At 64.0% G+C, this 23,648-nt stretch carries 21 protein-coding genes; 9 read left to right on the forward strand and 12 right to left on the reverse strand.

The genetic code is table 11. The features are described from left to right. Nucleotides 1-76 precede the first annotated feature (76 nt). The 3 genes from JQ507_13920 to lptF form a co-directional block, all read right to left on the reverse strand. Complete coding sequence (locus JQ507_13920) at nucleotides 77-2,494, reverse strand: LPS-assembly protein LptD (GenBank protein QRI72492.1); 2,418 nt, start codon at nucleotides 2,492-2,494, stop codon at nucleotides 77-79. Nucleotides 2,495-2,571: 77 nt separating this feature from the next. Further along, nucleotides 2,572-3,669: an LPS export ABC transporter permease LptG gene (gene lptG, locus JQ507_13925; GenBank protein ID QRI72493.1), complete on the reverse strand. Its 1,098-nt coding sequence runs from the start codon at nucleotides 3,667-3,669 to the stop codon at nucleotides 2,572-2,574. Beyond that, nucleotides 3,666-4,832 (reverse strand): LPS export ABC transporter permease LptF, encoded by a 1,167-nt coding sequence (gene lptF, locus JQ507_13930; GenBank protein QRI72494.1) that lies wholly within the window; start codon nucleotides 4,830-4,832, stop codon nucleotides 3,666-3,668. The genes lptG and lptF overlap by 4 nt, the downstream gene beginning before the upstream one ends. A 370-nt stretch (nucleotides 4,833-5,202) precedes the next feature. On the opposite strand from lptF, the gene JQ507_13935 reads away from it, so the two are divergent. From JQ507_13935 to JQ507_13945, 3 genes are all read left to right on the forward strand, one after another. Beyond that, nucleotides 5,203-6,705, forward strand: a complete 1,503-nt coding sequence (locus JQ507_13935; protein QRI72495.1) for a leucyl aminopeptidase — start codon at nucleotides 5,203-5,205, stop codon at nucleotides 6,703-6,705. 18 nt (nucleotides 6,706-6,723) lie between these two features. Then, nucleotides 6,724-7,176 (forward strand): DNA polymerase III subunit chi, encoded by a 453-nt coding sequence (locus JQ507_13940; protein ID QRI72496.1) that lies wholly within the window; start codon nucleotides 6,724-6,726, stop codon nucleotides 7,174-7,176. A gap of 151 nt (nucleotides 7,177-7,327) precedes the next feature. Further along, complete coding sequence (locus tag JQ507_13945) at nucleotides 7,328-7,846, forward strand: hypothetical protein (GenBank protein QRI73329.1); 519 nt, start codon at nucleotides 7,328-7,330, stop codon at nucleotides 7,844-7,846. Nucleotides 7,847-7,865: 19 nt separating this feature from the next. Here JQ507_13945 and JQ507_13950 read toward each other — a convergent pair whose 3' ends face one another. From JQ507_13950 to JQ507_13960, 3 genes are all read right to left on the reverse strand, one after another. Further along, nucleotides 7,866-9,731: an ABC-F family ATP-binding cassette domain-containing protein gene (locus JQ507_13950; GenBank protein QRI72497.1), complete on the reverse strand. Its 1,866-nt coding sequence runs from the start codon at nucleotides 9,729-9,731 to the stop codon at nucleotides 7,866-7,868. Between the two features lie 108 nt (nucleotides 9,732-9,839). Continuing rightward, nucleotides 9,840-10,022: a hypothetical protein gene (locus JQ507_13955; GenBank protein QRI72498.1), complete on the reverse strand. Its 183-nt coding sequence runs from the start codon at nucleotides 10,020-10,022 to the stop codon at nucleotides 9,840-9,842. A gap of 234 nt (nucleotides 10,023-10,256) precedes the next feature. Continuing rightward, a complete protein-coding gene (locus JQ507_13960) occupies nucleotides 10,257-10,523 on the reverse strand; it encodes a sulfur globule protein precursor (protein ID QRI72499.1) in 267 nt (88 codons plus the stop codon). Between the two features lie 346 nt (nucleotides 10,524-10,869). On the opposite strand from JQ507_13960, the gene ndk reads away from it, so the two are divergent. Both ndk and JQ507_13970 read left to right on the forward strand, forming a co-directional pair. Continuing rightward, nucleotides 10,870-11,292 carry a nucleoside-diphosphate kinase gene (gene ndk, locus JQ507_13965; GenBank protein ID QRI72500.1) on the forward strand — a complete coding sequence of 141 codons (423 nt, stop codon included), beginning with the start codon at nucleotides 10,870-10,872 and terminating at the stop codon, nucleotides 11,290-11,292. A 94-nt stretch (nucleotides 11,293-11,386) separates the two neighbouring features. Then, a complete protein-coding gene (locus JQ507_13970) occupies nucleotides 11,387-12,226 on the forward strand; it encodes a TerC family protein (protein ID QRI72501.1) in 840 nt (279 codons plus the stop codon). Nucleotides 12,227-12,333: 107 nt separating this feature from the next. Here the strand turns inward: JQ507_13970 and ppx are convergent, their stop codons facing one another. The 4 genes from ppx to JQ507_13990 all read right to left on the reverse strand — a co-directional run bounded on the left by ppx (nucleotide 12,334) and on the right by JQ507_13990 (nucleotide 17,500). Then, nucleotides 12,334-13,836 (reverse strand): exopolyphosphatase, encoded by a 1,503-nt coding sequence (ppx, locus tag JQ507_13975; protein QRI72502.1) that lies wholly within the window; start codon nucleotides 13,834-13,836, stop codon nucleotides 12,334-12,336. 12 nt (nucleotides 13,837-13,848) lie between these two features. Next, nucleotides 13,849-16,053 carry an RNA degradosome polyphosphate kinase gene (locus tag JQ507_13980; protein ID QRI72503.1) on the reverse strand — a complete coding sequence of 735 codons (2,205 nt, stop codon included), beginning with the start codon at nucleotides 16,051-16,053 and terminating at the stop codon, nucleotides 13,849-13,851. Between the two features lie 132 nt (nucleotides 16,054-16,185). After that, a complete protein-coding gene (locus tag JQ507_13985) occupies nucleotides 16,186-16,863 on the reverse strand; it encodes a chromosomal replication initiator DnaA (GenBank protein QRI72504.1) in 678 nt (225 codons plus the stop codon). Nucleotides 16,864-16,957: 94 nt separating this feature from the next. Next, the gene (locus tag JQ507_13990; protein ID QRI72505.1) at nucleotides 16,958-17,500 is read right to left on the reverse strand and encodes a CDP-alcohol phosphatidyltransferase family protein; all 543 of its coding nucleotides are present in this window, start codon (nucleotides 17,498-17,500) and stop codon (nucleotides 16,958-16,960) included. Between the two features lie 160 nt (nucleotides 17,501-17,660). Between JQ507_13990 and JQ507_13995 the strand changes: the two genes are divergently transcribed. Together JQ507_13995 and JQ507_14000 are read left to right on the forward strand one after the other, a co-directional pair. After that, a complete protein-coding gene (locus tag JQ507_13995; GenBank protein QRI72506.1) occupies nucleotides 17,661-18,734 on the forward strand; it encodes a phosphoribosylformylglycinamidine cyclo-ligase in 1,074 nt (357 codons plus the stop codon). Next, nucleotides 18,731-19,381: a phosphoribosylglycinamide formyltransferase gene (locus JQ507_14000; GenBank protein QRI72507.1), complete on the forward strand. Its 651-nt coding sequence runs from the start codon at nucleotides 18,731-18,733 to the stop codon at nucleotides 19,379-19,381. The genes JQ507_13995 and JQ507_14000 overlap by 4 nt, the downstream gene beginning before the upstream one ends. A 79-nt stretch (nucleotides 19,382-19,460) precedes the next feature. Here JQ507_14000 and JQ507_14005 read toward each other — a convergent pair whose 3' ends face one another. Next, nucleotides 19,461-19,664: a cold-shock protein gene (locus JQ507_14005; GenBank protein ID QRI72508.1), complete on the reverse strand. Its 204-nt coding sequence runs from the start codon at nucleotides 19,662-19,664 to the stop codon at nucleotides 19,461-19,463. Between the two features lie 326 nt (nucleotides 19,665-19,990). Continuing rightward, entirely contained in the window at nucleotides 19,991-21,139 is a 1,149-nt protein-coding gene (gene rnd, locus JQ507_14010; protein ID QRI72509.1) for a ribonuclease D, read from the reverse strand. A gap of 588 nt (nucleotides 21,140-21,727) precedes the next feature. On the opposite strand from rnd, the gene JQ507_14015 reads away from it, so the two are divergent. Further along, entirely contained in the window at nucleotides 21,728-22,939 is a 1,212-nt protein-coding gene (locus JQ507_14015) for an OpgC domain-containing protein (GenBank protein ID QRI72510.1), read from the forward strand. Between the two features lie 77 nt (nucleotides 22,940-23,016). Beyond that, the gene (locus JQ507_14020) at nucleotides 23,017-23,634 is read left to right on the forward strand and encodes a hypothetical protein (protein QRI72511.1); all 618 of its coding nucleotides are present in this window, start codon (nucleotides 23,017-23,019) and stop codon (nucleotides 23,632-23,634) included. The last annotated feature ends 14 nt before the right edge of the window (nucleotides 23,635-23,648 follow it).

Consider the following 23,648-nt stretch of genomic DNA (forward strand, 5'->3'; position numbering starts at 1 on the left):
TCAGCCGTTTAAACCAATTCAAGCCGGGGCCAAGGCCCGCGGGCAATACAAGCCCCCCTGATAGGCCCCTCACGCACTACTGCATGCCAGCCGAACTGCTGGTCGTGGAGGTCTGGGCGATCGTCCGCAGCCCGATCTGGAACATGAACGCGTGGCTGAGGACGGGCGGCTGCGAACCGGCTTGGTAGGTATAGGACGTGACATAGTTGGCAGCCAGCACGAAGCAGTCGTCCACATAGCCCGCGCCCAAGGCATACTGGTTGATCTTGTTCGCTTCAAGGTCCCAGCGCGCCGCACCCTGAACCACCCAGTTCGACGCCACCTTGATCGAACCGCTGGTGAGGATGCCCTCGCGGCGCGTCAGATAGCCGAGTTCCGGCTGCGCCGCATAATCGCCGTACGTCACGGCGACCGACCAGCGGTCGAAGTTCGCGCTTGCCGTCGCCTCGAACCGGTTGATGTTCCAGGTCGCCTCATCCATCCGCGTCCGGACGCTGAACGTATAGGTGCGGTTGGGCGAATAGGCGAGGCTTGCGACATAATCCGAGCGCGGGTTCTGCAAGCCGGAGTCGATGCCTGTGTTGGTGACGTCGGCGACCGCGAACGAGTTCAGGCCGAACATCTGGTAGGACTGTCCGAACATCCCCTTGATGCTGCCGCCATGGTCGAACTGCGTGGTGGCCTGCACGCCGACATTGGCGCGGCTGCCGCCTTCGACGCGGTCATAGCCGGAGAACTTGTCGACCGAGAACAGGTTCGAGGTATCGAACACCAGGCTCTGCGCGTCCTCGTTCGGAAGCTTGCCGGCATTGGGCTCGTTGGGCCGGATGATGACCTGCGCGATCGGCTCGACCGTGGTCGTGCCCCACGGCTGCACATTGATGAACGGGTAGCGGTATTCGAGGCCGACGGTCGGCATCAGGCGGACCGTCTGGGTGTCGCCGACCGGCAGATAGCTGGAAACGCCCGGCTGGTTCGAGACGTCGGCGTTGATCGCATCAGCGCGGACGCTGGCGAACGGCGTCCAGATCTGGCCGAACGGGTCGGTGTAGGACTTGCGCCACTGCGCCTCGGCGGTCAGGCGGGTGTAGGTGCCCGGCATGCCACGCAGCAGGCACTGCGACGGCGTTCGCGCCATCGGATCGGCCGACGTGGTCAAGCACAGGCTGTTGGTGTTGGCGGTCGTCGTGATCGGATCGAATACCGCGGTCTCGCGGGTCAGGTTGACGAAGTTCGTCTTGTAGCTGAACTCGCCGCCCAGGATATTCTGGTTGATCACGTTGTTGTAGTCGATGACCGGCGCGACCACCGGAACCTGGTTCTGGTTACCCGAGTAGCTGAGATAATAGATCGCGCGCGCATCGAAGAAGCTGCGGTTGCCGACCCCGGTCAGATAGAGCTGCGAGATCGCTTCCGTCGGCAGCGACAGGAACGATCCGAACGGGTCCTTGTACTGGGCGAGCCGGTAATCGGACATGAAGAAGTAGTCGGACAGCAGCACGCCGTCCCAACCCCAGACCCATTTGTCGTTCAGCGCGAACTGGCCCTTGGTGTCGACGCCCCAGCGGAACTGGCGGTCACCCGGCTGGCCGGTAAACTGCTTCTGGTCGAGCTGGTCGATGCCGTAAAGCCGGATCTGATAGGCGCCGTCATTAAAGCGTTGGCGGAATTCGGTCTGCAGCAGCACGCCCTGCTTGGACGTGATGCGCGGAGTGAAGGTCGCATCCATGTCAGGCGCGATCGCCCAGTAATAGGGCATTTCGACGCCGTAGCCGAATGCCGTGTAGCTGGTGAAGCCCGGCATCAGGAAGCCGCTCTTGCGCTTCACGGTCGGGTCGGGCGTCGAGAAGTAGGGCAGATACGCCATCGGAACGCCGAAGAATTCGAGCTGGGCGTTCTCGAAATAGAGCATCTTCTCGGTCTGGTTATGGATGATGCGCGCGCCCTTGACCTGCCAGAGCGGTGGCTTCTTCGGATCATCCTTACAGGGTGCGCAGGCGGTATAAACGCCGTTGTCGAACACCGTGTAATTGCCGCTCGACCGATCGGCGCGGGTCGCCGCCATGCGGGTCTGGTCTTCGGTGTCGACGCGCAGCGAATCGACGAACCCGTCGCGGTAGTCGTCGCTAAGGTCCATGATGTTGGCGTAGGTGATCTTGCCTTCCGCATCGGTCATGCGGATGTTGCCTTCGGCATGAAGACGCTTGGTCTTCTGGTCGTAGATGACCTTGTCGGCCTCGACGCTGGTGCCGTTGTAGAACATCTGGACGTTGCCGACCGCCGAGATGCGCGAGTTGTTGTAGTCGTAATCGACCTCGGTCGCCTGAACGAGCATCTGCCCGTCATTCTTGGCCGGCGGACGGACCGGCTTCGGCGGACGCGGATTGTAGGTGAACGCCTGCGCAGCAGCCGGCGTCGACACGACCACGTCGAGCGCGCTGACCACGACGAACGCGGCAAGCAGAGCGGAAATCGAAACGCCAAACGCGGCCATGCGGCTCCGTTGACGGCGCAGGGCACTGCGCCGCCCGAATGCAGGCGACATCAACTGGCGGGCGGCGACGGTAGCCACTACCCGTCCTCCTGGTACAGCAAGGCTAAGAAGCCGGTGAGGCTACCCACAACGACAGGCAACCACGCCGCAGCGATGGGATGCATCAACTCAGCCTTGCTCAAATCTTCAGTTACTTTCGACAGCACGTAGAGCAGAAAGCCTGCGCCCACGCCACTCAAAACCATCTTCTGCACGCCGCCCATCCGAAAGAAGCGGAGGCTCACAGAAGCCGCCAACATCACCATCGCAGCCAGCAAAAACGGCTGTGCGATCAGCTTGTGATACTGCAAGCGATAGCCAGCCGTCGCGAACCCTGAGCTCTCCGACGAGCGGATGTAGTTCGGCAGTTGCCAAAAGGACACAGTTTCGGGGGTGGAGAAACTGTTGCGCACCTGTGCCGGGGTGAGAGTGGTGGTCAAATAGAAGGTGTCCTGGTCCACCGGCGCCTTGTCGAGGGTGTATCGACGTACTCCCGTGAACACCCAGCGGCCTTCTTCGAGCGTCGCTTCGCGCGCTTCGATTCGCTCCTTGAACTGCAGCGCCGTATCGAATCGGAACACCGTCAGGCCGGTCAGCCGGACGCCCTGCTGCTCGCTGCGGGCCGCATTGATGATCGCCTGACCCTCGTCATTGATCTGGTTGAGCCAGAAGCCCGACGCGTCCTGAATGCCGCCGCCCGGCGCCGAGCCGAACAGTTCGGCCTCCATCCGTTTCGAGAGTTCGCGCAGATTGGCCGACACCGGATTGTAGGCGGTGGTCGCAAAGATGCCGAGTACGATCGCGCTGGCCAGCGCCGGCGAGATGAATTGCCAGGCCGAGACGCCGGCGGCGCGCGCCACGACGAGCTCCAGCCGCCGCGACAGAGCGAGATAGCAGGTCATCGCGCCGATCAGCACGCAGAACGGCATCAGCTTTTCAAGCAGTTGCGGCACGCGAAACAGCGAAGTCTCGGCGACGGTGATGGCGGATGCGCCGACCAGGCTGGATGTCTTGCGCACCATCTCGATGTAATCGACCAGCACGAGCAGCACGAAGATGCCCGCGAACACGCCGACCGCCGCGATCACGAATCGGCCGGCGAAATAGCGCCCGAGCGTATTTGTGACCATGCTCATGCGGTTGCCTGCCTCCGGAACAGCCGCGCAATGCGCTCGTTGTTTCTGTTGATGGCTTCCATCAGCCGCGGCGGCGGCTCGACGACGACGCCGCCGATGATCATCCAGAGGCCGACGCCGATGCCGGCGAACAGCATCAGATATTGCACGAGGGCCGCGATCGGCGTTTTCACCGCCATCACCGAGCAGGCGAATCCGACCATGCGCAGGCCGAACACCGCAAACACCGAGCCGCCGATCGAGAAATTGCGGCTCTGGCGCGTGGTGCGCGGCGCGCCGAGAAAGGCAAAGGTGAGGGCCGCGAACGCAAACGGATAGATCGGCGCCATGAAGCGATCATGCAGCTCCGCGAAGAACTGGCCTGACAGCTGCTGATAGGTCTGATCGTTCTCGTCCGGCCACATCAGCTCCCAGAGATAACGCTCGCGAATTCCGAGCGTGACGTCGCGCCCTTGCGAGAATTTCGACATGTCGAAGGCGTAGCGCTGAAACACCACCAGCGTCGGATCGCGCTTGCCGGCTTCGAATCGCTCGAGATTGCCGTCCTCCAGCACGAGATATGAGCCGCTCTCGTTCTTCAGCACGGTGCCGTGGTCGGCGACGATGGTAACGCGCTGCTGCGGATCGCGGCGATCGTCGACGAAAACGCCGCCGAGCACGCCGCCGGGCAGCCGTTCGCGGATCCGAATCGTCAGGTTCTGATCGAGTTGGGCGAAGCGGCCGGGTTGCAGGATGTTGGTGAGGACGTCGGCGGTGATCTCGGCATCCCATTGCTTGATCCGGCGCATGCCGTCGGGGGCGAGATAGGCGCCGATGAAGGCGACCAGCGCGGCGACCACGCAGGTGGCATAGAAGAATGGGTAGAACAGCCGGAACGGCGAGAAGCCGGCTGCGTTCATCACGATGATCTCGGAATCGGTCGCGAGCTTGTTCAGCGTGTGGGAGATCGCGATCATCAGTGCGATCGGGGCGATGATCAGGACCAGGGCCGGGATCACGAGGCCAGTGATGCCGAGGAAGGTGAGGATGGTCTGACCCTGGCTGGTCATCAGGTCGATGCCGCGCAACGCCTGGGTAATCCAGATCACCCCGGTGAGGCTGACCAGGACAAGCGCAAACGACGACAGCGTCGTTTTGAAGATGTACTTGTCGATCGACCCCATCGCTACCGCACGACCCCCACGACCCCCCTGGCGCAACCAAGCGCGCGGCTTTCGACCAATCCCGTCAACCCGGGTTCCCCTATGGTCGAGCCGCGGACCCGTCCGGCTCACTCTCGCTTCACACTCTCACTACCATCCCTTTGATCCGTCAACAAAATGGCCGAGCCAAGGCACGCTAAATTTATGGTTAATTAATCGCTTTTGTGGCCTTCCGGCCACTCCGGCGCTTGGCAGCGGCGCAGCCGGCAGGTCATAGTGTGGTCACAAGCCCGGTCCGGGGTGTTCCGGACCGCCATCGCAATGCTCACCCCGCGTGCCGGAAGGACCGCCTCAGGTCCGAGCAACACCCTGAGTTCTGGAGGATTTTCCTATGTCCGACGCCGTCAAGGTCGGCTTTGTCCCATTCTCCGCGTCCGCTCGCGGCATCCTGGTCGCCTTTTGCGACGAGCAATTGAAGCTGGGGGCTGCCACAAGGAAGGCGCTGGGAGCTGCCGCGGAGACGGTCAAGCGGGCTGCTGCCGCCAACCAGTTCAAGGGCAAGAGTGGGGGAGCGCTGGATATCCTGGCTCCGGAGGGAATCAAGGTCGAGCGGCTGATCGTGATCGGCACCGGCAAGGCGGCCGACCTCAAGGAGAAGGATCTGCTCAAATTCGGCGGCGTGGTGGCCGGCAAGCTCAACGCCGGCAGTGCTGCGATGACCGTCCTTGCGGAACTGCCCGATGCGGCGATGACCGCGGGGCAGGCAGCTTCAATCGCCACCGGCATCCGCCTGCGCGCCTACAAGTTCGACCGCTACAAGACCAAGAAGAAGGACGGCGAGGACGGCGCCGTGCGGGCCGACGTCTCGATCGCCGTCGACGACGTCGCTGCCGCCAGAAAGGCCTTTGCGCCGGAATCGTCGATCGTCGACGGCGTGAATCTGGCGCGTGAACTCGTCAACGAGCCGCCGAACGTGCTGTACCCCGAAGAGTTCGCACGCCGCGCCAGCCAGCTCCGTAAGCTCGGCGTCACCGTCGAGGTGCTCGACGTCAAGGCGATGACCAAGCTCGGCATGGGCGCGCTGCTCGGTGTCGGGCAGGGCTCGGCGCGGCCGAGTCGCACCGTGATCATGCGCTGGAACGGCGGCAAGAAGAGCGAGGCGCCGGTCGCGTTCGTCGGCAAGGGCGTCTGCTTCGATACCGGCGGTATCTCGATCAAGTCGGCGGGCGGCATGGAGGACATGAAGGGTGATATGGGCGGTGCAGCCTGCGTCGTCGGCCTGATGCACGCGCTCGCGGCGCGCAAGGCACGCGTCAACGCGGTCGGCGCCATCGGCCTTGTCGAGAACATGCCCGATGGCAACGCACAGCGTCCCGGCGACATCGTCACCTCGATGTCGGGCCAGACCATCGAAATCATCAACACCGACGCCGAGGGGCGGCTCGTGCTCGCCGACGTGCTCTGGTACGTCGCCAAGAAGTGTAAGCCGAAATTCATGGTCGATCTCGCGACGCTGACCGGCGCGATCATGGTCGCGCTCGGCACCGATCACGCCGGCCTGTTCTCCAACAATGACGAGCTTGCCGAGCGCCTCGCCAAAGTCGGCGTCGAGACCGGCGAGAAAGTCTGGCGCATGCCGCTCGGTCCCGAATACGACAAGCAGATCGACTCGCAATTCGCCGACATGAAGAATACCGGCGGACGCAACGGCGGTTCGATCACGGCAGCGCAGTTCCTTCAGCGTTTCGTCGACGGCACGCCCTGGGCCCATCTCGACATCGCCGGCACCGCGATGGGCGCTCCGAAGACCGAGATCAACCAGAGCTGGGGTTCGGGTTACGGCGTCCGGCTGCTCGATCGGCTGGTTTCAGAGTATTATGAAGCCAGGAAGTAAGAGAGTGTCGGCGCGCGCATGACCGAGGTTCTGTTCTACCATTTGCAGAACATGACGCTGGAGAGCGTGTTACCGCCGCTGCTCGAGAAGTCTCTCGAGCGCGGCTGGCGCGTGGTCGTGCAATCGACGTCGCAGGAGCGTGCCGAGACGCTCGACGCGCATCTGTGGACCTACAGCGACGATTCGTTCCTGCCGCACGCGAGCGCGCGCGTAGCCGACGCCCAGGACCAGCCGATCGTCCTGTCGATCGAGGAGAGCAATCCGAACCGGGCCAATGTCCGCTTCCTGGTCGACAACGCGGCGCTCCCGGCCGATTGCGACAGCTACGAGCGCCTGGTCCTCGTGTTCAACGGTGACGACCCCGATGCGGTCGCCGCGGCCCGGGAGAACTGGACCGCTTGCAAAGCCCGCGGCTTCGAGGTCACCTATTGGCAGGCCGACGAGCGGGGACGCTGGCAGCGGCGCCAATAGCGATATCGACTAATTAATGATAATTCGACCTTTCCCGGGGCGGGTCACGGTCATGCCGCAAAGTGATGTTCGGACAACCCCTTAGGTAAAGGGGTTAGGAGCCTTGTCGATCGTGCGAGACGGAACATTCAGTCGGAATTCGCTGCTGGCCTTGCTGGTGCTTGCACCTGGCCTTGCCGGTTGCTCGGGCGCATCCGACATTTTTTCGCGCGATGCAGACTGGTTCTCGCGTCCGGGGCGCGTGTTCATCCGCAACATCTCGATCGAATCGCCGCCGCTGACGCCGGACAAGCCGGTCACCAACGACGATCTCGTCAGTGCTGACGGCAGCTGTCCGGGCATGGCGCCGCCACCGGGCGCCGCCGATGCGAATGCGCAGGCGACCGGTGCACCGCCGCCGCAGCCGACCGGCGGCAGTGTCGCACTCGGGCACACCGAATGCGACGTCGTGCGCGGCATCGGCGCCCCCGACAGTGTGAACCTGTCCAGCGGGCCGGGCGGCGAGCGCGTTGCGGTCGTGACCTGGTCGCGCGGAGCGCGCGCCGGCATCTATACCTTCAGTTCAGGGCGCCTGACGTCGGTCGAGCGCGGCCCGGATGCTGCGCCGGAGCCGAAGCCCGCAAAGCCGAAGAAGAAGCCGAAGAAGCCGGCGACAACCTCGAACGGTTGAGTTGTAAGTCCGCAGAGCTCTAGTTCGCGGCCTCGTCAAGTTCGGCGCTGGCTTCCAGCCATTCTTCCTCGGCGCGTTGCAGCGCGGCCTCGGCGCCGGCGCGCGCTTTCGTCAACTGCGCGGCCTGCTTGGGATCGCGCGTGAAAATATCGGGCAGGGCGAGCGCGGTATCGATTTTGGCAATGATGCCGTTGATGCGCTCGATCTCGGACTCGGCTTGGGCGATCCGCTGCCGCGGTGAAACGCGCCTTTCGTTGCGGATTCGCTCGGGCTTTGCGGCGACCTCCTTGGCGCGCTCGCGCGCGGCCGCGCGGCCGTCATTCGCCGACAGGATCATGCGGCGATATTCGTCGAGATCGCCGTCATAGGCCGTGACGGTCTGGTTCACCACGACCCACAACCGGTCGGCGCAGGCCTCGATCAGATAGCGATCGTGCGAGACCATGATGATGGCGCCGGGGAATTCGTTGATCGCCTCCGCGAGCGCCGCGCGGCTGTCGATGTCGAGATGGTTGGTCGGCTCGTCCAGGATGATCATGTTGGGGCCGTAGAACGTCGCAAGCCCGAGCAGCAGCCGCGCCTTCTCGCCGCCCGACAGGCTCTTCACCAGCGTGTCGCCCGCCTTGCCGGAGAAGCCGATCGCGCCGACGCGGCCGCGCACCTTGCTCTCCGGCGCCTCGGGCATCAGCTTGCGGATGTGATCATAGGGCGAACCGTCGAGATTGAGCTCGTCGACCTGGTGCTGGGCAAAATAGCCGACCGACAATTTGTCGGCTTTGGTGATCCTGCCCGCGAACGGCGCGAGCTTGCCCGCCAGCAGCTTGACCAGCGTCGACTTGCCGTTGCCGTTGGAGCCGAGCAGCGCGATGCGGTCGTCGGGATCGACGCGCAGCGTCACGCGGTTGAGCACGGGCTTGCCCGGCTCGTAGCCGACCGAGACGTCGTCGACCGCGATGATCGGCGGCGACAGCAGCTTCTCCGGTGCCGGAAAGGAGATCTCGTGAACGTCCTGGGTCACCAATGCGGTGACCGGCTTCATCCGCTCCAGCATCTTGACGCGCGACTGCGCCTGCCGTGCCTTGGACGCCTTGGCCTTGAAGCGGTCGACGAAGTCCTGCAGGCGCTTGCGCTCATCGGCCTGCCGCTTGGCGTGCTTGGCGTCGAGCAATTCGCGCGCGGCGCGCTGTTCCTCGAAGGAGGAGTAGGTGCCCTTGTAGAGCGTCAACCTGCCGCGATCGAGGTGCAGGATCTGGTCGACCGACGTGTCTAAGAGATCGCGGTCGTGGCTGATCACGATCACCGTGCGCGGGTAGTTGGCGAGGTGGTTCTCGAGCCACAACGTGCCTTCGAGATCGAGATAGTTGGTCGGCTCGTCCAGCAGCAGCAGGTCGGGAGCGGAGAACAGCGTCGCGGCCAGGGCGACGCGCATCCGCCAGCCGCCGGAAAATTCCGCACATGGCCGCGCCTGGTCTGATGTCGAGAAGCCGAGGCCGGAGAGGATCGCCGCCGCCCGGGCAGGAGCGGAGTGGGCGTCGATGTCGACCAGTCGGGTCTGAATCTCGGCGATCCGGTGCGGATCGTGCGCGGTCTCGGCCTCGCGCAGCAGCGCGTCGCGCTCGAGGTCGGCCTTCAACACGACGTTGATCAGGCTTTCCGGCCCGTCGGGCGCTTCCTGCGCGAGGCTGCCGATCCGCCAGCGCGGCGGCAGCGCGATGCTGCCGCTTTCGGTCGGGATGTCGCCGCGGATGGCATGAAACAGCGTCGATTTGCCGACGCCGTTGCGGCCGACAAATCCGACGCGGGCTCCGGGCACAATCTGCACAGAACTGTGATCAATCAGCAGCCGTCCGGCGATCCGGACCGAGATGTCAGTGATGGAGAGCATGCAGCGTTGTCACCGGACCCGCTGCCAAACGCAACCCGTCTGTTGGTAAAATCTGTCCGGGCGACGGCCCCGGAAACGCGTTTTGGGCTGCCGGTCAGCCCAAAACATCTAGTGGCGATCGCCTTCCCGTCGATGCATCTCGTCGAGGAGTTGCTGCAGGCGGGACGACAGCGCGGGCTCCGGCCGCATGTCTTTCTGAAGCCGTTCACCCACCGCATCGCAGATGTAACGGCAGGTCTTGTGGTCGATCTGATCGGCGTCGTTGTCGATCTTGGTCATTGTCATCGTCATGGCTGATCTCTTGGCAAACCTCTTGGATGTTTCTTGGCGAGTTCCACCTCGCGTCTTCGGTCAATCGTTGCCATGACAAGTCGCGACCCCGAATTTGGTTCGGTTCCGCCTTACTCTCGCCTTCAGGTGGTGGGGCGCATCGCGCCGCCGGGTTCCCGGGTGGGCATGAAAAAAGCCCCGGCGCGAGGCCGGGGCTGAGTCAGTCAGGGGAGCAGGCGATAGAGACCAGATGGATCAGTAGCAGCGGTTGACCAGGCGCCAGCGCGGACCCCAAGGGGTCGGCACCACGCGGCGCACGTAGCAGCCGCCATAGCCATATCCGTACCCGCCGTAATAGGCCGGACCACCGACGATGACGCGCGGGCCACCCCACCAGCCGTGGTGCCATCCACCGTGCCAGCCGCCGTGCCAACCGCCCCACGCAGAGGCAGAGGTCGGGGCGAGAGCGGCGGCACCGAGCGAAATCGCGGCAACGGCGGCGAGCGAAATTTTGCGTAACATGATCGTCTCCTCGAGCTATGGGCGCGCGTGGCGCGCCGCGGTGACATCGTTTCCCGAGACGTCCTGTGAAGCTTGCGGATGGGTCAGCAAGGCGTCCGATCGATGCAGAGCCTAGGCGGCGACAGCTGAACGGCGGCGGCACGGCGCTGACAGAATGGGTTCACCTAGGTGAAATCGCGGTAAGCCAGCCGAGCCGGTGGCGCTCGCGAGACCGCCCGGATGACGGTTTTCGTCGTGAAAATCCATCAAAACTAAAGGCTAACGCGTCACAGGGTCGCTTGCCGTTGTCCCATCGCGTCGATATAAGCCCCGGCAACTCCCAGCCACCGTTTACAAGGACGAAATCATGGCGATTGAACGCACCTTTTCGATCATCAAGCCCGATGCCACCGAGCGCAACCTGACCGGCGCAGTTAATGCGGTGATCGAGAAGGCGGGCCTGCGGATCGTGGCGCAGAAGCGCATCCAGATGACCCGCGGCCAGGCCGAGACCTTCTACGCGGTCCACAAGGCGCGCCCGTTCTTCGGCGAGCTGGTCGACTTCATGACCTCGGGCCCCGTGGTGGTCCAGGTGCTGGAAGGCGAGGGCGCCATCCCCAGGTATCGCGACGTGATGGGCGCGACCGATCCATCGAAGGCCGCCGAGGGCACCATCCGCAAGCTCTATGCGAAGTCGATCGGCGAGAACTCGGTGCATGGTTCGGATGCGCCGGAGACCGCGGCGATCGAGATCGCGCAGTTCTTCGCCGGCAACGAAATCGTCGGCTAACGACGTACAACTGAAAGTGACACGGTCTCCTTCAGGAGACCGTGCCGGAATAACTGGGGAGCAGGGGCGGCCGCAAGGCCGAATAGGACGCGCTGTGGACTGGCTGTGGCAGATCTTTGATCCGGCGTACATCGGCGCGTTCTTCACCCAATTCAAGAACGAGATGGCGACACCGACCTTCTGGGTCGCCGTCGGCAAGATCATCTGGATCAACGTCCTGCTGTCGGGCGACAACGCGCTCGTGATCGCGCTCGCCTGCCGCGGGCTGGCGCCGCGCCAGCGCCTGTGGGGCATGATTCTCGGCGCCGCCGCGGCAGTGCTGCTGCGCGTCATCTTCACCGGCATCGTCGCCAGCCTGATGGAGCTGCCCTACCTGAAGCTGGTCGGCGGACTGGCGCTGATCGTGATCGCCGCCAAGCTGCTGGTGCCGGAGCAGGAGGACGAGGACGGCGTGCAGACGGCCTCGCATCTGTGGGCCGCGGTGCAGATCGTCGTCGTCGCCGACATCGTGATGAGCCTCGACAATGTGATCGCGGTGGCCGCGGCCGCCAATGGCAGCGTGCCGCTGCTGGTGCTTGGGCTCGCGATCAGCGTTCCCCTGATCGTTGCCGGTGCGGCGCTGATCATGGCGCTGCTCACCAAGCTGCCGGTCCTGGTCTGGGCCGGCGCCGCGCTGCTCGGCTGGATCGCGGGCGACGTCATCGCGACCGATCCGGCCGTGCATCCGAAGCTCGATGCGCTGTTCGCCGGATCGCTCGGCGCCAAACTCGATTCCTGGCTGACGTCGATCGGGATGTCGCCGCAATTCGCGCATGGCGGCAATGGCGGCGAGATCACGCTCGCGGTGCTCGGCATCGTCGTGGTGCTGGTCGTCGGATCGCTCTGGCGCCGTCACGCGCTCCGCAAGGCCAAGCACGCCGCCAAGGCGGCGTGATTCTTCCTAAAGCGCGATGAGATTGGGTCGAATCGTCATCGCGCTTCAGCTCTTTGTTTGAGCATGATCTTTTCGAAAAACCGCTTCGCACTTTTCCGGATCATGCTCTAACGCCGCACGATCGAGCCGACGCGGCCGACCAGCCGGGCCAACTGCCTGAAGCGGCTGCCGACCCGGTCGGCGACCAGATCCACCATCCGATGTTCGAACACCAGCATCAGCTTGCGGCCCTGGGTGCGGAAATGGGTCAGCGGCAGCACGCCGGTGCGTGCCGCCGTGATCAGATGCGCGACGCGGAACGCAGCGCCGAGCACGCGCGCGCGCTCGTCCATTGCGGGCGTCACCAGCGCGCGGATCTGCGGCGGCGGTTCGTTCTCCTCGCTGAGGCCGGCGTAGCGATAGAACACCGACAGCGCGACGAAGGCGCGGCCCTGATGCGTGATCGAGCCGAAATTGCCGTTCATGATCAGGCTGAGGGTTTCCTCGCCGCGATGATCCGGATGCACCCGCCAGCCGATATCCGAGAGCAGGCAGGCGACGTGCCGCAGCCTGCGGTCTTCCTCGGTCTCGCGCAGCCTGACGACGCGCACCAGGCGGTCGGTCCAGGCGGTCAGCTCCTGGGCATGGCGGGCGGAGCGCGACAGCAATTCGTTGAGGTTCTGTGCAGCGCAGGCGAGGCCGTCCTTGACCCGCTCGGCCGGCGGCAGCATCTCGTAGAGCAGGCCTTCGCGCACGCCGAAGGTCGAGAACACGATGGTCTTCGGCTGGGCCACGCGGATGATGTATTCGAGCACGAGCGCGGCGTAGGCCAATAGCGGCCGCCGCGCATCGGCGATCGATTCGATGTTGGCGAGCATGTTGGTGGCTGCCAGCCGCCGCAGCCGCTGCGCGAAGTCGAGCGCGTCCGCGGCCGGGATCGAATAGCCGTGCATCACCTTGAGCGGGTAGCCGCTCTGGATGATGTGGATGCGCGCCAGCGCACGCCAGGTGCCGCCGACCGCGTAGAAGGTGCGGCCGCGGCCGGTCTTGAGCTGGGCGACGCCGAGCAGCTCGTTCTTGACGATGCGTTCGGCACGCTTGAGCGACTTGTTCGAGAGGTCCTGCAGCGCGAGGCTGCCGAGCGGCAGCGTCACGCCGCTGCGCACGCGGCTGCCCTTGACGTCGATCAGTTCGAGCGAGCCACCGCCGAGATCGCCGACGATGCCGTTCGGATTGTGCACGCCCGAGACGACGCCGAGCGCAGACAGCTTCGCTTCACGCGGTCCGGTGAGAATCTCGATCTTAGCGCCGCAAATGCGCTCGGCCTGGGCGATGAAATCCGGACCGTTCTTGGCGTCGCGGCAGGCCGCGGTCGCGATCGCGTAGACGCGGCCGACCTGCTGGATCCGGCACAGCGCGCGGAACCGGCGCAGCGCGGTCAGCGCCTTGTTGACCGCATCGGTCGCGAGCAGGCCGGTGCTCTGCACCTCGCGCCCGAGCCCGCACAGCGCCTTCTCGTTGAAGATGGTGATGAGGCTGCGCGCCATCGACTCGTAAACCACGAGACGAACCGAGTTCGAGCCGATGTCGATCACAGCGACGCTGGAAGCGCGCTTCCGCGGCCGCTTCACCGGTAGGCCCCCTTAAGAGGATGGCTGCTGACGTTCGTTGCGACGCGTGAGACGGCGCGGTGAAGATTCCTTGAGAGACTTACCACGGCCGGACAGACTCGGATTTGTCATAAAATAGTCATGCAGGTTGAAAGGCTCTTCGCCTTTCGCGGCCTTCATACGCGTTGACGATCCGTCCGGCAACAATTGCCAGCTTTGCTCGGTGTCCTTCAGGTTCGCGACCATGATCTGTTCGAGAACCTGCTGATGCACCGTGGGATTTTGCAGCGGACAGAGAACCTCGACGCGGCGGTCGAGGTTGCGCGGCATCATGTCGGCGGACGAGATATACACAGCAGCTTTTGTGCTCGGCAGGCCCTGACCCATGCCGAAGCAGTAGATTCGGCCGTGTTCCAGGAACCGGCCGATCACCGATTTCACGCGGATATTCTCCGACAATCCGGGCAGGCCGGGCCGCAGGCAGCAGATGCCGCGCACCACGAGCTCGACCGAGACGCCGGCCTGCGAGGCCTCGTACAGCGCGTCGATGATGTCGGGATCGACCAGCGCATTCATCTTCATCCAGACCGCGCCGGGACGACCGTGTTTGACGTGGGCGATCTCGTCACGGATGTGCTCGATGATCCGCTTGCGCAGCGTCAGCGGCGACACCGCCATCTTCTCGATGTCGCTCGGCTCGGCATAGCCGGTGATGTAGTTGAACACCCGTGCGACGTCGCGGCCGATGATCGGATCCGAGGTGAAGTAGGAGACGTCGGTGTAGATGCGTGCGGTGACCGGATGATAGTTGCCGGTGCCGGTGTGCACATAGGTCGTGAGATTGCCGCCTTCGCGGCGCACCACCATCGACAGCTTGGCGTGCGTCTTCAGTTCGATGAAACCGTAGACCACCTGCACGCCGGCGCGTTCGAGATCGCGCGCCCAGCGGATATTGGCTTCCTCGTCGAAGCGGGCCTTCAATTCGATCAGCGCGGTCACCGACTTGCCGGCCTCGGCGGCATCGGCGAGCGCGCGCACGACCGGCGAGTTGTTCGAGGTGCGATACAGCGTCTGCTTGATCGCGACCACGTCGGGATCGCGCGCTGCCTGTTGCAGGAACTGGACGACGACGTCGAAGGATTCGTAGGGGTGGTGGACCACGAGGTCCTTCTGGCGGATGGCGGCGAAGATATCGCCGCCATGGTCGCGCACGCGCTCGGGGTGGCGCGGCACGTAGGGCGGGAATTCGAGGTCTGGGCGATTGAGGCGGGTGAGCTGCGACAGCTCGTTCATCGCGAGCACGCCGTCGACCAGGATCACTTCATCGTCCGCCGCCGACAATGCGTGCTGCACGAAGACGCGCAGCTCTTCGGGCATCGAGGCCTCGATCTCGAGCCGGATCACCGATCCGCGCCGGCGCCGCTTGAGTGCGGTCTCGAACAGGCGAACGAGGTCTTCGGCCTCTTCCTCGATTTCGAGTTCGGAGTCCCTGATGATGCGGAACGCGCCCTGGCCCTTGACGGTGTAGCCGGGGAACAGGCGGCCGATGAACAGGCCGGTGGCCTGTTCGAGCGTGATCAGCCGCGCCGGCGCGCCTTCCTTGTTGGAGGGGATGCGGATGAAGCGGTCGATCTTGCCGGGCATGCGGATCAGCGCGTTCATCGCCTTGCCGTCGGAGATCCGCGACAATTGCAGCGCGACCGTGAAGCCGAGATTCGGGATGAACGGGAACGGATGCGCCGGGTCGATCGCCAGCGGGGTCAGCAGCGGGAAGATGTTGTGGAGGAAGTGATCCTCGATCCAGGTGCGTTCGGACTTGGTGACGTCGCGGCCATCGACCAGCTGGATGCCGACCTTGGAGAGGATATCCCGCAGGTCGCTCCAGATCGCCTGCTGGTCGGAGGCGAGCTGCGACACGGTCTTGTTGATCATCACGAGCTGCTCGGCCGGCAGCAGCCCGTCCGGGCTGCGCTCGGCGATGCCCTCGCGGACCTGCGCCTTGATGCCGGCGACGCGGACCATGAAGAACTCGTCGAGGTTGTTCGCCGAAATCGACAGGAAGCGGACCCGTTCCAGCACGGGATGGCCCGTGTTGACCGATTCCTCGAGCACCCGGCGGTTGAAGTGCAGCCAGGAGAGCTCCCGGTTGATGAAACGCTCGGGGCTGGTCGCGATCGCGGGGACGGGCGGGAGTTCCGCCTCTTTCTCTTTGATTTCAGGAGCTTGTGCCGAGTCCATCAAGTGCTGGTCCAATTCGGGGCAGGGGGCCGGAGCGGTCTAGCCGAAGGCCGCAGAGACCATGTGATATTGCGATGACGTTTCGATGACATTGATGTTCCGCCAGCCCGCGCCGTCAAGCCGCAGGTCGGCTCAGGCGTCCCGCAATAGCTCCGCCGCCAGCGCCCGCGTGACCGGCCGGCCGAGCCGCAGCGCCTCGGTATCGAGCAACTCGACCGCCTGGCGGACGGCGGCATAGGAGCGCTCGATCCGGCTGGTCAGGTAGCTGACCAGCGGCTCGTCCACGCTCATCTGGCGATCGGCGCAGAATTTGACGATCAGGCCGCGGAACAGCTGGTCGTCGGGCGGCAGCAGCGTCACGGTCGGCACCGCGCGAAGCCGCGACCTCAGATCGCGCAGCTCGATCTCGAATGCCGACGGCGGGACGCGCGCCGTGATCAAAACGAAAGCATCGTCCTGGCGCGCCAGATTCATCAGGTGAAACATCGCGCGCTCGTCGAAATCCGATGGCCGCAGATCCTCGATCACCAGCGCGCCGGTCGCAAGGGCCGTGGGCACCGCCTCAGCGGTCAGCGCATGCGCGGCGGTCGAGCGGGCGCCGGCGCTCTCGGCCCAGATCGCAGCGAGGTGGCTTTTGCCGGAGCCGTCGGGCCCGATCAGCAGCATGATTCGGTTCGGCCAGTCGGGCCAGCCGTCGATCAGCGCCAGCGCGGCTTCGTTGGCGGGCCCCTCGAGGAAATCGTCGCGGGTCAGCTTCTCCTCGTGCGGCAGGGCCAAGGCCAATTGACGAGGTTGAACGCTACCGGCCACGCAAGTCTCCAAACCACTTCATTCTAGCATGATCCCTGCGCAAACGCTTCGCGTTTGTCGCGGGAAAACCGGTTTCCACTTTTCCGGATCGTGCCTACCGAGCCTCGATCGTGCTCATGTGCCGCACCCACTCCACGAGATAGAGGGACACCGAACCCAAAGTAAAGATCGTCACCAGACCCATCAGGATCAGGTCGTAGGGGTGCGGCTGAAAGCCGAAGCCGAGCGAGGCCAGCACCAGGGCCGCGAACGCGACCTGTGCCACCGTGTTCAGCTTCGACACCATCAGCGGCTTCATCTCGACAGGCTTGTCGAACAACCATGACACAATCACGGCGGAGACGATCATGATGTCGCGCGACACCACGAGAATCACGATCCAGCGTGGCACTGCGCCCCAGATTCCGAGCGCGACATAGATCGACACCAGCAGCGCCTTGTCGGCGAGCGGGTCGAGCAGGGCGCCGAGCTCGCTCGTCATGTTGAAGCGCTTGGCGAGGAAACCGTCGACCGCGTCCGACACGCCTGCGATCACGAAGAGCGCAAATGCGATCTCCATCTGGCTGGACACGATGGCCCAGACGATCACCGGCACCAGGATGATGCGGGCAAGGGTAATGATGTTTGGAATGCTCAACTTGAATCGTTTCCCGGCTATAAGCCTGATTTTACTCGATATCCGGCTCTTTTCAGCTGCGGCCTTGTGTTATCTACATAGTATCGCGGCAGCATTGCCGCGAGCCATTGCGCGGGGGCGGAATTCCTCGTAACCAGCCCCTTATCATCTGGAATTGGGCATGACCGAGCGCAAAAACGGGCTCACTTACGCGGATTCGGGTGTCGATATCGACGCCGGCAATCGTCTGGTCGATCTGATCAAGCCGATGGTGCGGGCCACCGCACGACCCGGCGCGGACGCCGAGATCGGCGGATTCGGCGGGCTGTTCGACCTCAAGGCCGCGGGCTTCAAGGATCCTGTCCTGGTGGCAGCGACCGATGGCGTCGGCACCAAGCTGAAGATCGCGATCGAGACCGGCATCCATAGCGGCATCGGCATCGACCTCGTCGCGATGTCGGTCAACGACCTCGTCGTGCAGGGCGCGGAACCCCTGTTCTTCCTCGATTATTTCGCCTGCGGCAAGCTGCATCCGGAGGCCACCGCGCAGATCGTCGCGGGCATCGCCGAGGGCTGCCGCGAATCCGGCTGCGCGCTGATCGGCGGCGAGACCGCCGAGATGCCCGGCCTCTACAAGGATGGCGATTACGACCTCGGCGGCTTCGCGGTCGGCGCGGCCGAACGCGGCACCTTGCTGCCGACCGCCGATATCGCGGCCGGCGACGCCGTGATCGGCCTTGCGTCCTCGGGCGTGCATTCCAACGGCTACTCGCTGGTGCGCAAGATCGTCGAGCAATCCGGCGTTGCCTATGACGCGCCGGCGCCGTTCGCACCGGTCATGACGCTCGGTGCGGCACTGCTGACGCCGACCAAGCTTTATGTGAAATCCTGCCTGCGCGCGATCCGCGACACCGGTGCGGTCAAGGGCCTCGCCCACATCACCGGCGGCGGCTTCACCGACAACATCCCGCGTGTGCTGCCGAAGCATCTCGGGGTCGGCATCGACCTGGCGCGGCTGCCGGTGCTGCCGGTGTTCAAATGGCTGGCCGAGCAGGGCGGCATCGCCGAGCTCGAACTGCTGCGCACCTTCAACTGCGGCGTCGGCATGATCGCGATCGTCAGGCGTGATGCGGTCGAAGCGGTGACCGAAGCCTTCACCGCCGGCGGCGAGACCGTGACGCTGCTCGGCGAGGTGATCGAGGCCAAGGGTGAGGATCGGGTGGTCTATAACGGTCATCTCGATCTTTCGCGATGAAGCGCCGGGTCGCCATCCTGATCTCCGGCCGCGGCTCCAACATGGCCGCGCTGATCGAGGCTGCGAAGGCCGTGGATTTTCCAGCCGAGATCGCGGTCGTGATCTCCAACCGCGCCGACGCGCCCGGGCTTGAAAAGGCTGCCGCGAGCGGCATTCCGACCATCGTCATCGCGAGCAAGCCGTTCGGCAAGGATCGCGCCGGCTTCGAGGCGGTGCTGCAAAAGGCGCTCGACGACAACAAGGTCGAGCTGATCTGCCTCGGCGGCTTCATGCGGCTGTTCACCGCCGACTTCGCCCGGCACTGGTACGGCCGGATGCTCAACATCCATCCCTCGCTGCTGCCGTGTTTTCCCGGCCTCGATCCGCACGGCCAGGCGCTGCGTGCAGGGGTCAAGCTGTCCGGCGCGACGGTGCATTTCGTGATTCCGGAGACCGATGCCGGACCGATCGTGATGCAGGGCGCGGTCATGGTGGCTGACGACGACACGCCCGAGACGCTCGCCGCACGCGTGATCACCATCGAGCATCGCATCTATCCGGAAGCGCTGCGGCTGCTGGCGAGCGGGCGGCTCAAGCTCGACGGCGATCGCTGCAGCACGCAAGGCAGCATCGCAACCGACGGCGCGCTGATCGCGCCGGCGCCCTAGGGTTTGCCCGTGCCGCTGGAAAATCCCCCGGGTGATGCGGCCGGGGAGGCATCAGGACGAATTCCGCCGAAAGCCGCGTTCAGTGAACCTTGAGGTTCTCTGCCGACGCCTTGCCGCGGTTCTCCACCAGCTCGTACTCGACGGTCTGGTTCTCGTTCAGTGTGCTGAGACCTGCGCGTTCGACCGCCGAGATGTGCACGAACACATCCTTGTCGCCGACGGCCGGCTTGATGAACCCGTAGCCTTTGGTCGGGTTGAACCATTTGACGGTACCCTTCGGCATCGTCTCTCTCCTAGTCTAGACATAAAAAAGACGCGGCCACGTTTTCCACGTGCCACGCCACAAGCGGGCCTTCCGCTGTCTGTTCAATTTCCGGGTCTTCAGATCCAAAGTCTTCAAGTCCGAAGTTTTGCCTCTCGAAGCCTTGGATAAAACGTCGTGAAACGCACAGTCGAACGGCAGCAATCCGATTGTGAAGGGATTGCAACACGAAAATTGCGCCTTAGCAAGCGCGGTGGTTTTGCCTGACGCAACCTCAGCCTGTGCCGGTCGAACGACAGGCCCAAGGCGTTCGGCCACTGGCCGGCGGTCGGATGGAACCTGGCGCGCTAGCCCCGGTCCACCCGCACCACGCGGCCCTTGTCGATCGCGAGCGCGAGCTGGCCGTGCTTGAGCTTGAGTGCCGCCTCGCCGAACAATTCGCGCCGCCAGCCATGCAGGGCGCCGACCTCGGCCTGATCGCTGGCCGCGATCTGCTCGAGGTCGTCGACGGTGGCGATCACCTTGCTGGCGACGCCGTGGCGCTCCGACGTCATGCGGAGCAGCACCTTCAACAGCTCGACGGTCGCCGCCCCGTTGGAATTGTTTCTGGGTTTTTCCAGCTTGGGGAGCGTCGCCGGGTCGCGGGCCAGCCCGCGCTGCACGGCGGCGATGATGTCGGCGCCCCATTTCGAGCGCTCGAAACCCTTCGGCAGCGAGCGCAGGTTACCGAGCTTCTCCAGCGAGGTCGGCGCATGGGTGGCGATGTCGCCGACCGCATCGTCCTTGAGCACGCGCGAGCGCGGCACGTCGCGGCTCTGCGCCTCCTGCTCGCGCCAGGCTGCGACCTCGATCAGCACCGCGAGCTCGCGCGGCTTGCGCACGCGGGTCTTGAGCCGCTCCCAGGCGCGCTCGGGGTGGAAGTCGTAGGTCTTCGGCGAGGTCAGGATCTCCATCTCCTCGCTGACCCAGTCGCTGCGGTCGCGCTTGCGCAAGTCGGCGTCGAGCGCCGCGAACACTTCGCGCAGATGGGTGACGTCGGAGACGGCGTAATGCAGTTGCTCCTCGCTCAGCGGACGGCGCGACCAGTCGGTGAAGCGATGGGTCTTGTCGGGGCGGTGGCCGGTGACGCGGTCGACCAGCTGGTCGTAGGCGATGCTGTCGCCATAACCGAGCACCATGGCCGCGACCTGGGTGTCGAAGATCGGATGCGGGATCGTGCCGGAGAGGTGCCAGACGATTTCGATGTCCTGCCGCGCGGCGTGGAACACCTTCAGCACGGCCTCGTTCGACATCAGTTCGAAGAACGGCTTGAGGTCGATGCCGGGCGCCAGCGCGTCGACCACGACGGCTTCGTCCGCGCTTGCCATCTGCACGACGCAGAGCAGGGGATAGTAGGTCGTTTCCCGAAGGAATTCGGTGTCGACGGTAATGACCTTGTGCTGGGCGAGCCGATCACAGGCGGCGGCGAGGTCGGAGGTCGTGCTAATCAGATCCATGAACTATCCATGACGGCTTGACCCCACGCGTTCTGCCGAAAGGGCAGCTATGTCAAGGGTCTTGCAGGGATTTTGGCCCTGCATGGGGTGAGGGACGGGTCATTTTTGAATTGATTGGGCGTGATTCGAGGGCGTTTTCGGCCTGATCGAGCTGCGAATTCGCCCGTCCTCCAGCCGGAAGCCGGGACCCATAACCACCGAAGTTCGTTCGCGGCTCCGGCCTCGTGCGGTCTTGGGCACTGGGGGTGATGGGGCCTGGCTCCCTTGCGCAATTGCGCACAGGCCCGGCTCGCCGCCTCCGCTAAAGCTTCGGCGCGCAGGGGCGCTTGACTTCGTCGAAGCCTTGGCGAAGACCGGCCCGGGCGATCCAGTATCCCAGGGACGCCGGTGCTGGAATCGAGAAGCCGCGGTGACTGGATCGTCTGCATGCGCGGGCGATGACAGTTGAAGATGAGGACGCCATGTCTATGATCATCTCCCGTCGACCCGGATTTGCTGTCGGCTAACGCATTCCAGCCCGACGCGATCAAGGCTCCGACGGGTGCAGCTTATCGCGATCTCAGAAACAGCCTAGCGAGGATCGTCCCGATGGAGCCCCACCACGCGCATCAGATCGAGGAAACGATCGAACGCGATGTTCGGCTTGACCTGTTCAGAGGGCTCGGGTTGTGGATGATATTTCTGGATCACATCCCCAACGATGGAGCCATCGGCTGGATTACGCTGCGCAACTACGGCTTCAGTGACGCTGCGGAGTTTTTCGTTTTCATCTCGGGTTACCTTGCCGGTTTCATATACGGCCCGATCATCGCTTCAGGTTTCCTGCTGTCTGCAGCGAAGCGGCTGTGGACGCGGGCCGCGCATATCTACGCGGCGCATATCATGTTGTTCCTGATCTTTACGGCCCAGGTCGCGAGAACCTCCCGACGGCTCGACAATCCGATGTATGAAAACGAGTTCAACGTTTTCAATTTTCTTCAGCATCCGGATATCCTGATCGGACAGGCACTCACCCTGCGATACAAGCCCGTGGATCTCGACGTGCTGCCATTGTTCATTGTCTTGCTGCTCGCGTCCCCACTGGTCATCTGGGGACTGGTGCGTCGCCCCAATCTCACCTTGCTGGCTTCTATTGTTCTCTACGTGCTGGCGCGATGGTTCGATTGGAACATCGCATCATATCCACCGGGCACAACGTGGTACTTCAATCCATTTTGCTGGCAGTTGCTGTTCGTTTTCGGCCAGTGGTGCGGGGTGGGCGCATTGTCCCAGATTTTCAGGCTGATCAAGTCGCGGATCGTCGCGGCGGTGGCGATTGCCTGGCTGATCTTTGCGTTCCTGATCGTGATGACCTGGCATTTCCATGCGCTGGAGACGTTCATACCGGGATGGATGATGAAGTTCATCTACCCGATCGACAAGACAGATCTCGATATGTTGCGCTTGACCCATTTCCTTGCGCTCGCCGTCGTCGTCCATGACCTGATTCCGCGGGACTGGCCGCCGCTGAAATCCCGATCATTGCGTCCACTGACCTTGTGCGGCGAACATTCGCTGCCGATCTTTTGCCTCGGGGTCTTGCTGTCGTTCTCCGCCCATTGGGTCTTGACCCAATACAGCGGCGCGGTCATCGCACAGCTCGTGGTGAGTGCGGCCGGAATCGCGATCATGGTTGTCGCGGCATGGTTGCTGCATCGCGCCGACAACATTCCGAATTTGTTCGTCGATGTGACGACTGCAGAGCTTCGACGGAAAATTGGCGACCGAACTGGAATAATAAGCAACAAGGAGCTGCCGTGATCGCCCCGCAGCCGGCGGCCGTTACCAGCGAGCTGTTTCAAATCGCCTCGGATGTCCCGGAGCATCGTCGCGACGCTGTGCTCGACGACATCAACAGCATCATCGATACGAACTGGCTGACGGAAGGAAGATTCTGGTCGCGGCAGCACTCGCCGTTCAAACCCGACCACGGCATCGTCCTGCTTCACCACGGCGGTGCATGCGTGGCCTACATGATCATCCAGCGTCTGGCCGTTGGCGGCACGCCGGTGATCTATCTGTCAGGCACCGCAGTCCGCGACGCCTATCGCGGCAGCGGCTTCTTCAAACGGATGTTCGAGACCGCGATGGCGGCGGAGTTCGCCGACCCGGCGGCGCCGGCGGAATTCTGCCTGTGCTGGCGGACGAGGAATCCGGTCATCTACGTGCTGGGGCGCGCGCAATGCCGCAGCGTCGTGCCGGCCATTCCAGCCGCGACCAACGGGGGCGATCTCGACGCGCTTTGTCTCAGGCTGGCTGCAACCTTGTACCCTCATCAGACCATCGAGAAGCAGACGATGGCGATGCGCGGCGCCTATGGCCAGCTGCGCTATCGCGACGAGCCGACGACCCAGACGTCACCGGACGTCGACCGATGGTTCTCGCAGACCATTCCCGACTGCGCCGACGCAGTCTTCTGCGCCGGGTGGGCTGGTAATCGCTGGTCGCGGCGCTGAGCGGCGAAGAATTG

Origin of the sequence: Bradyrhizobium sp. PSBB068, assembly GCA_016839165.1 — a bacterium.
Lineage (GTDB): Bacteria > Pseudomonadota > Alphaproteobacteria > Rhizobiales > Xanthobacteraceae > Bradyrhizobium.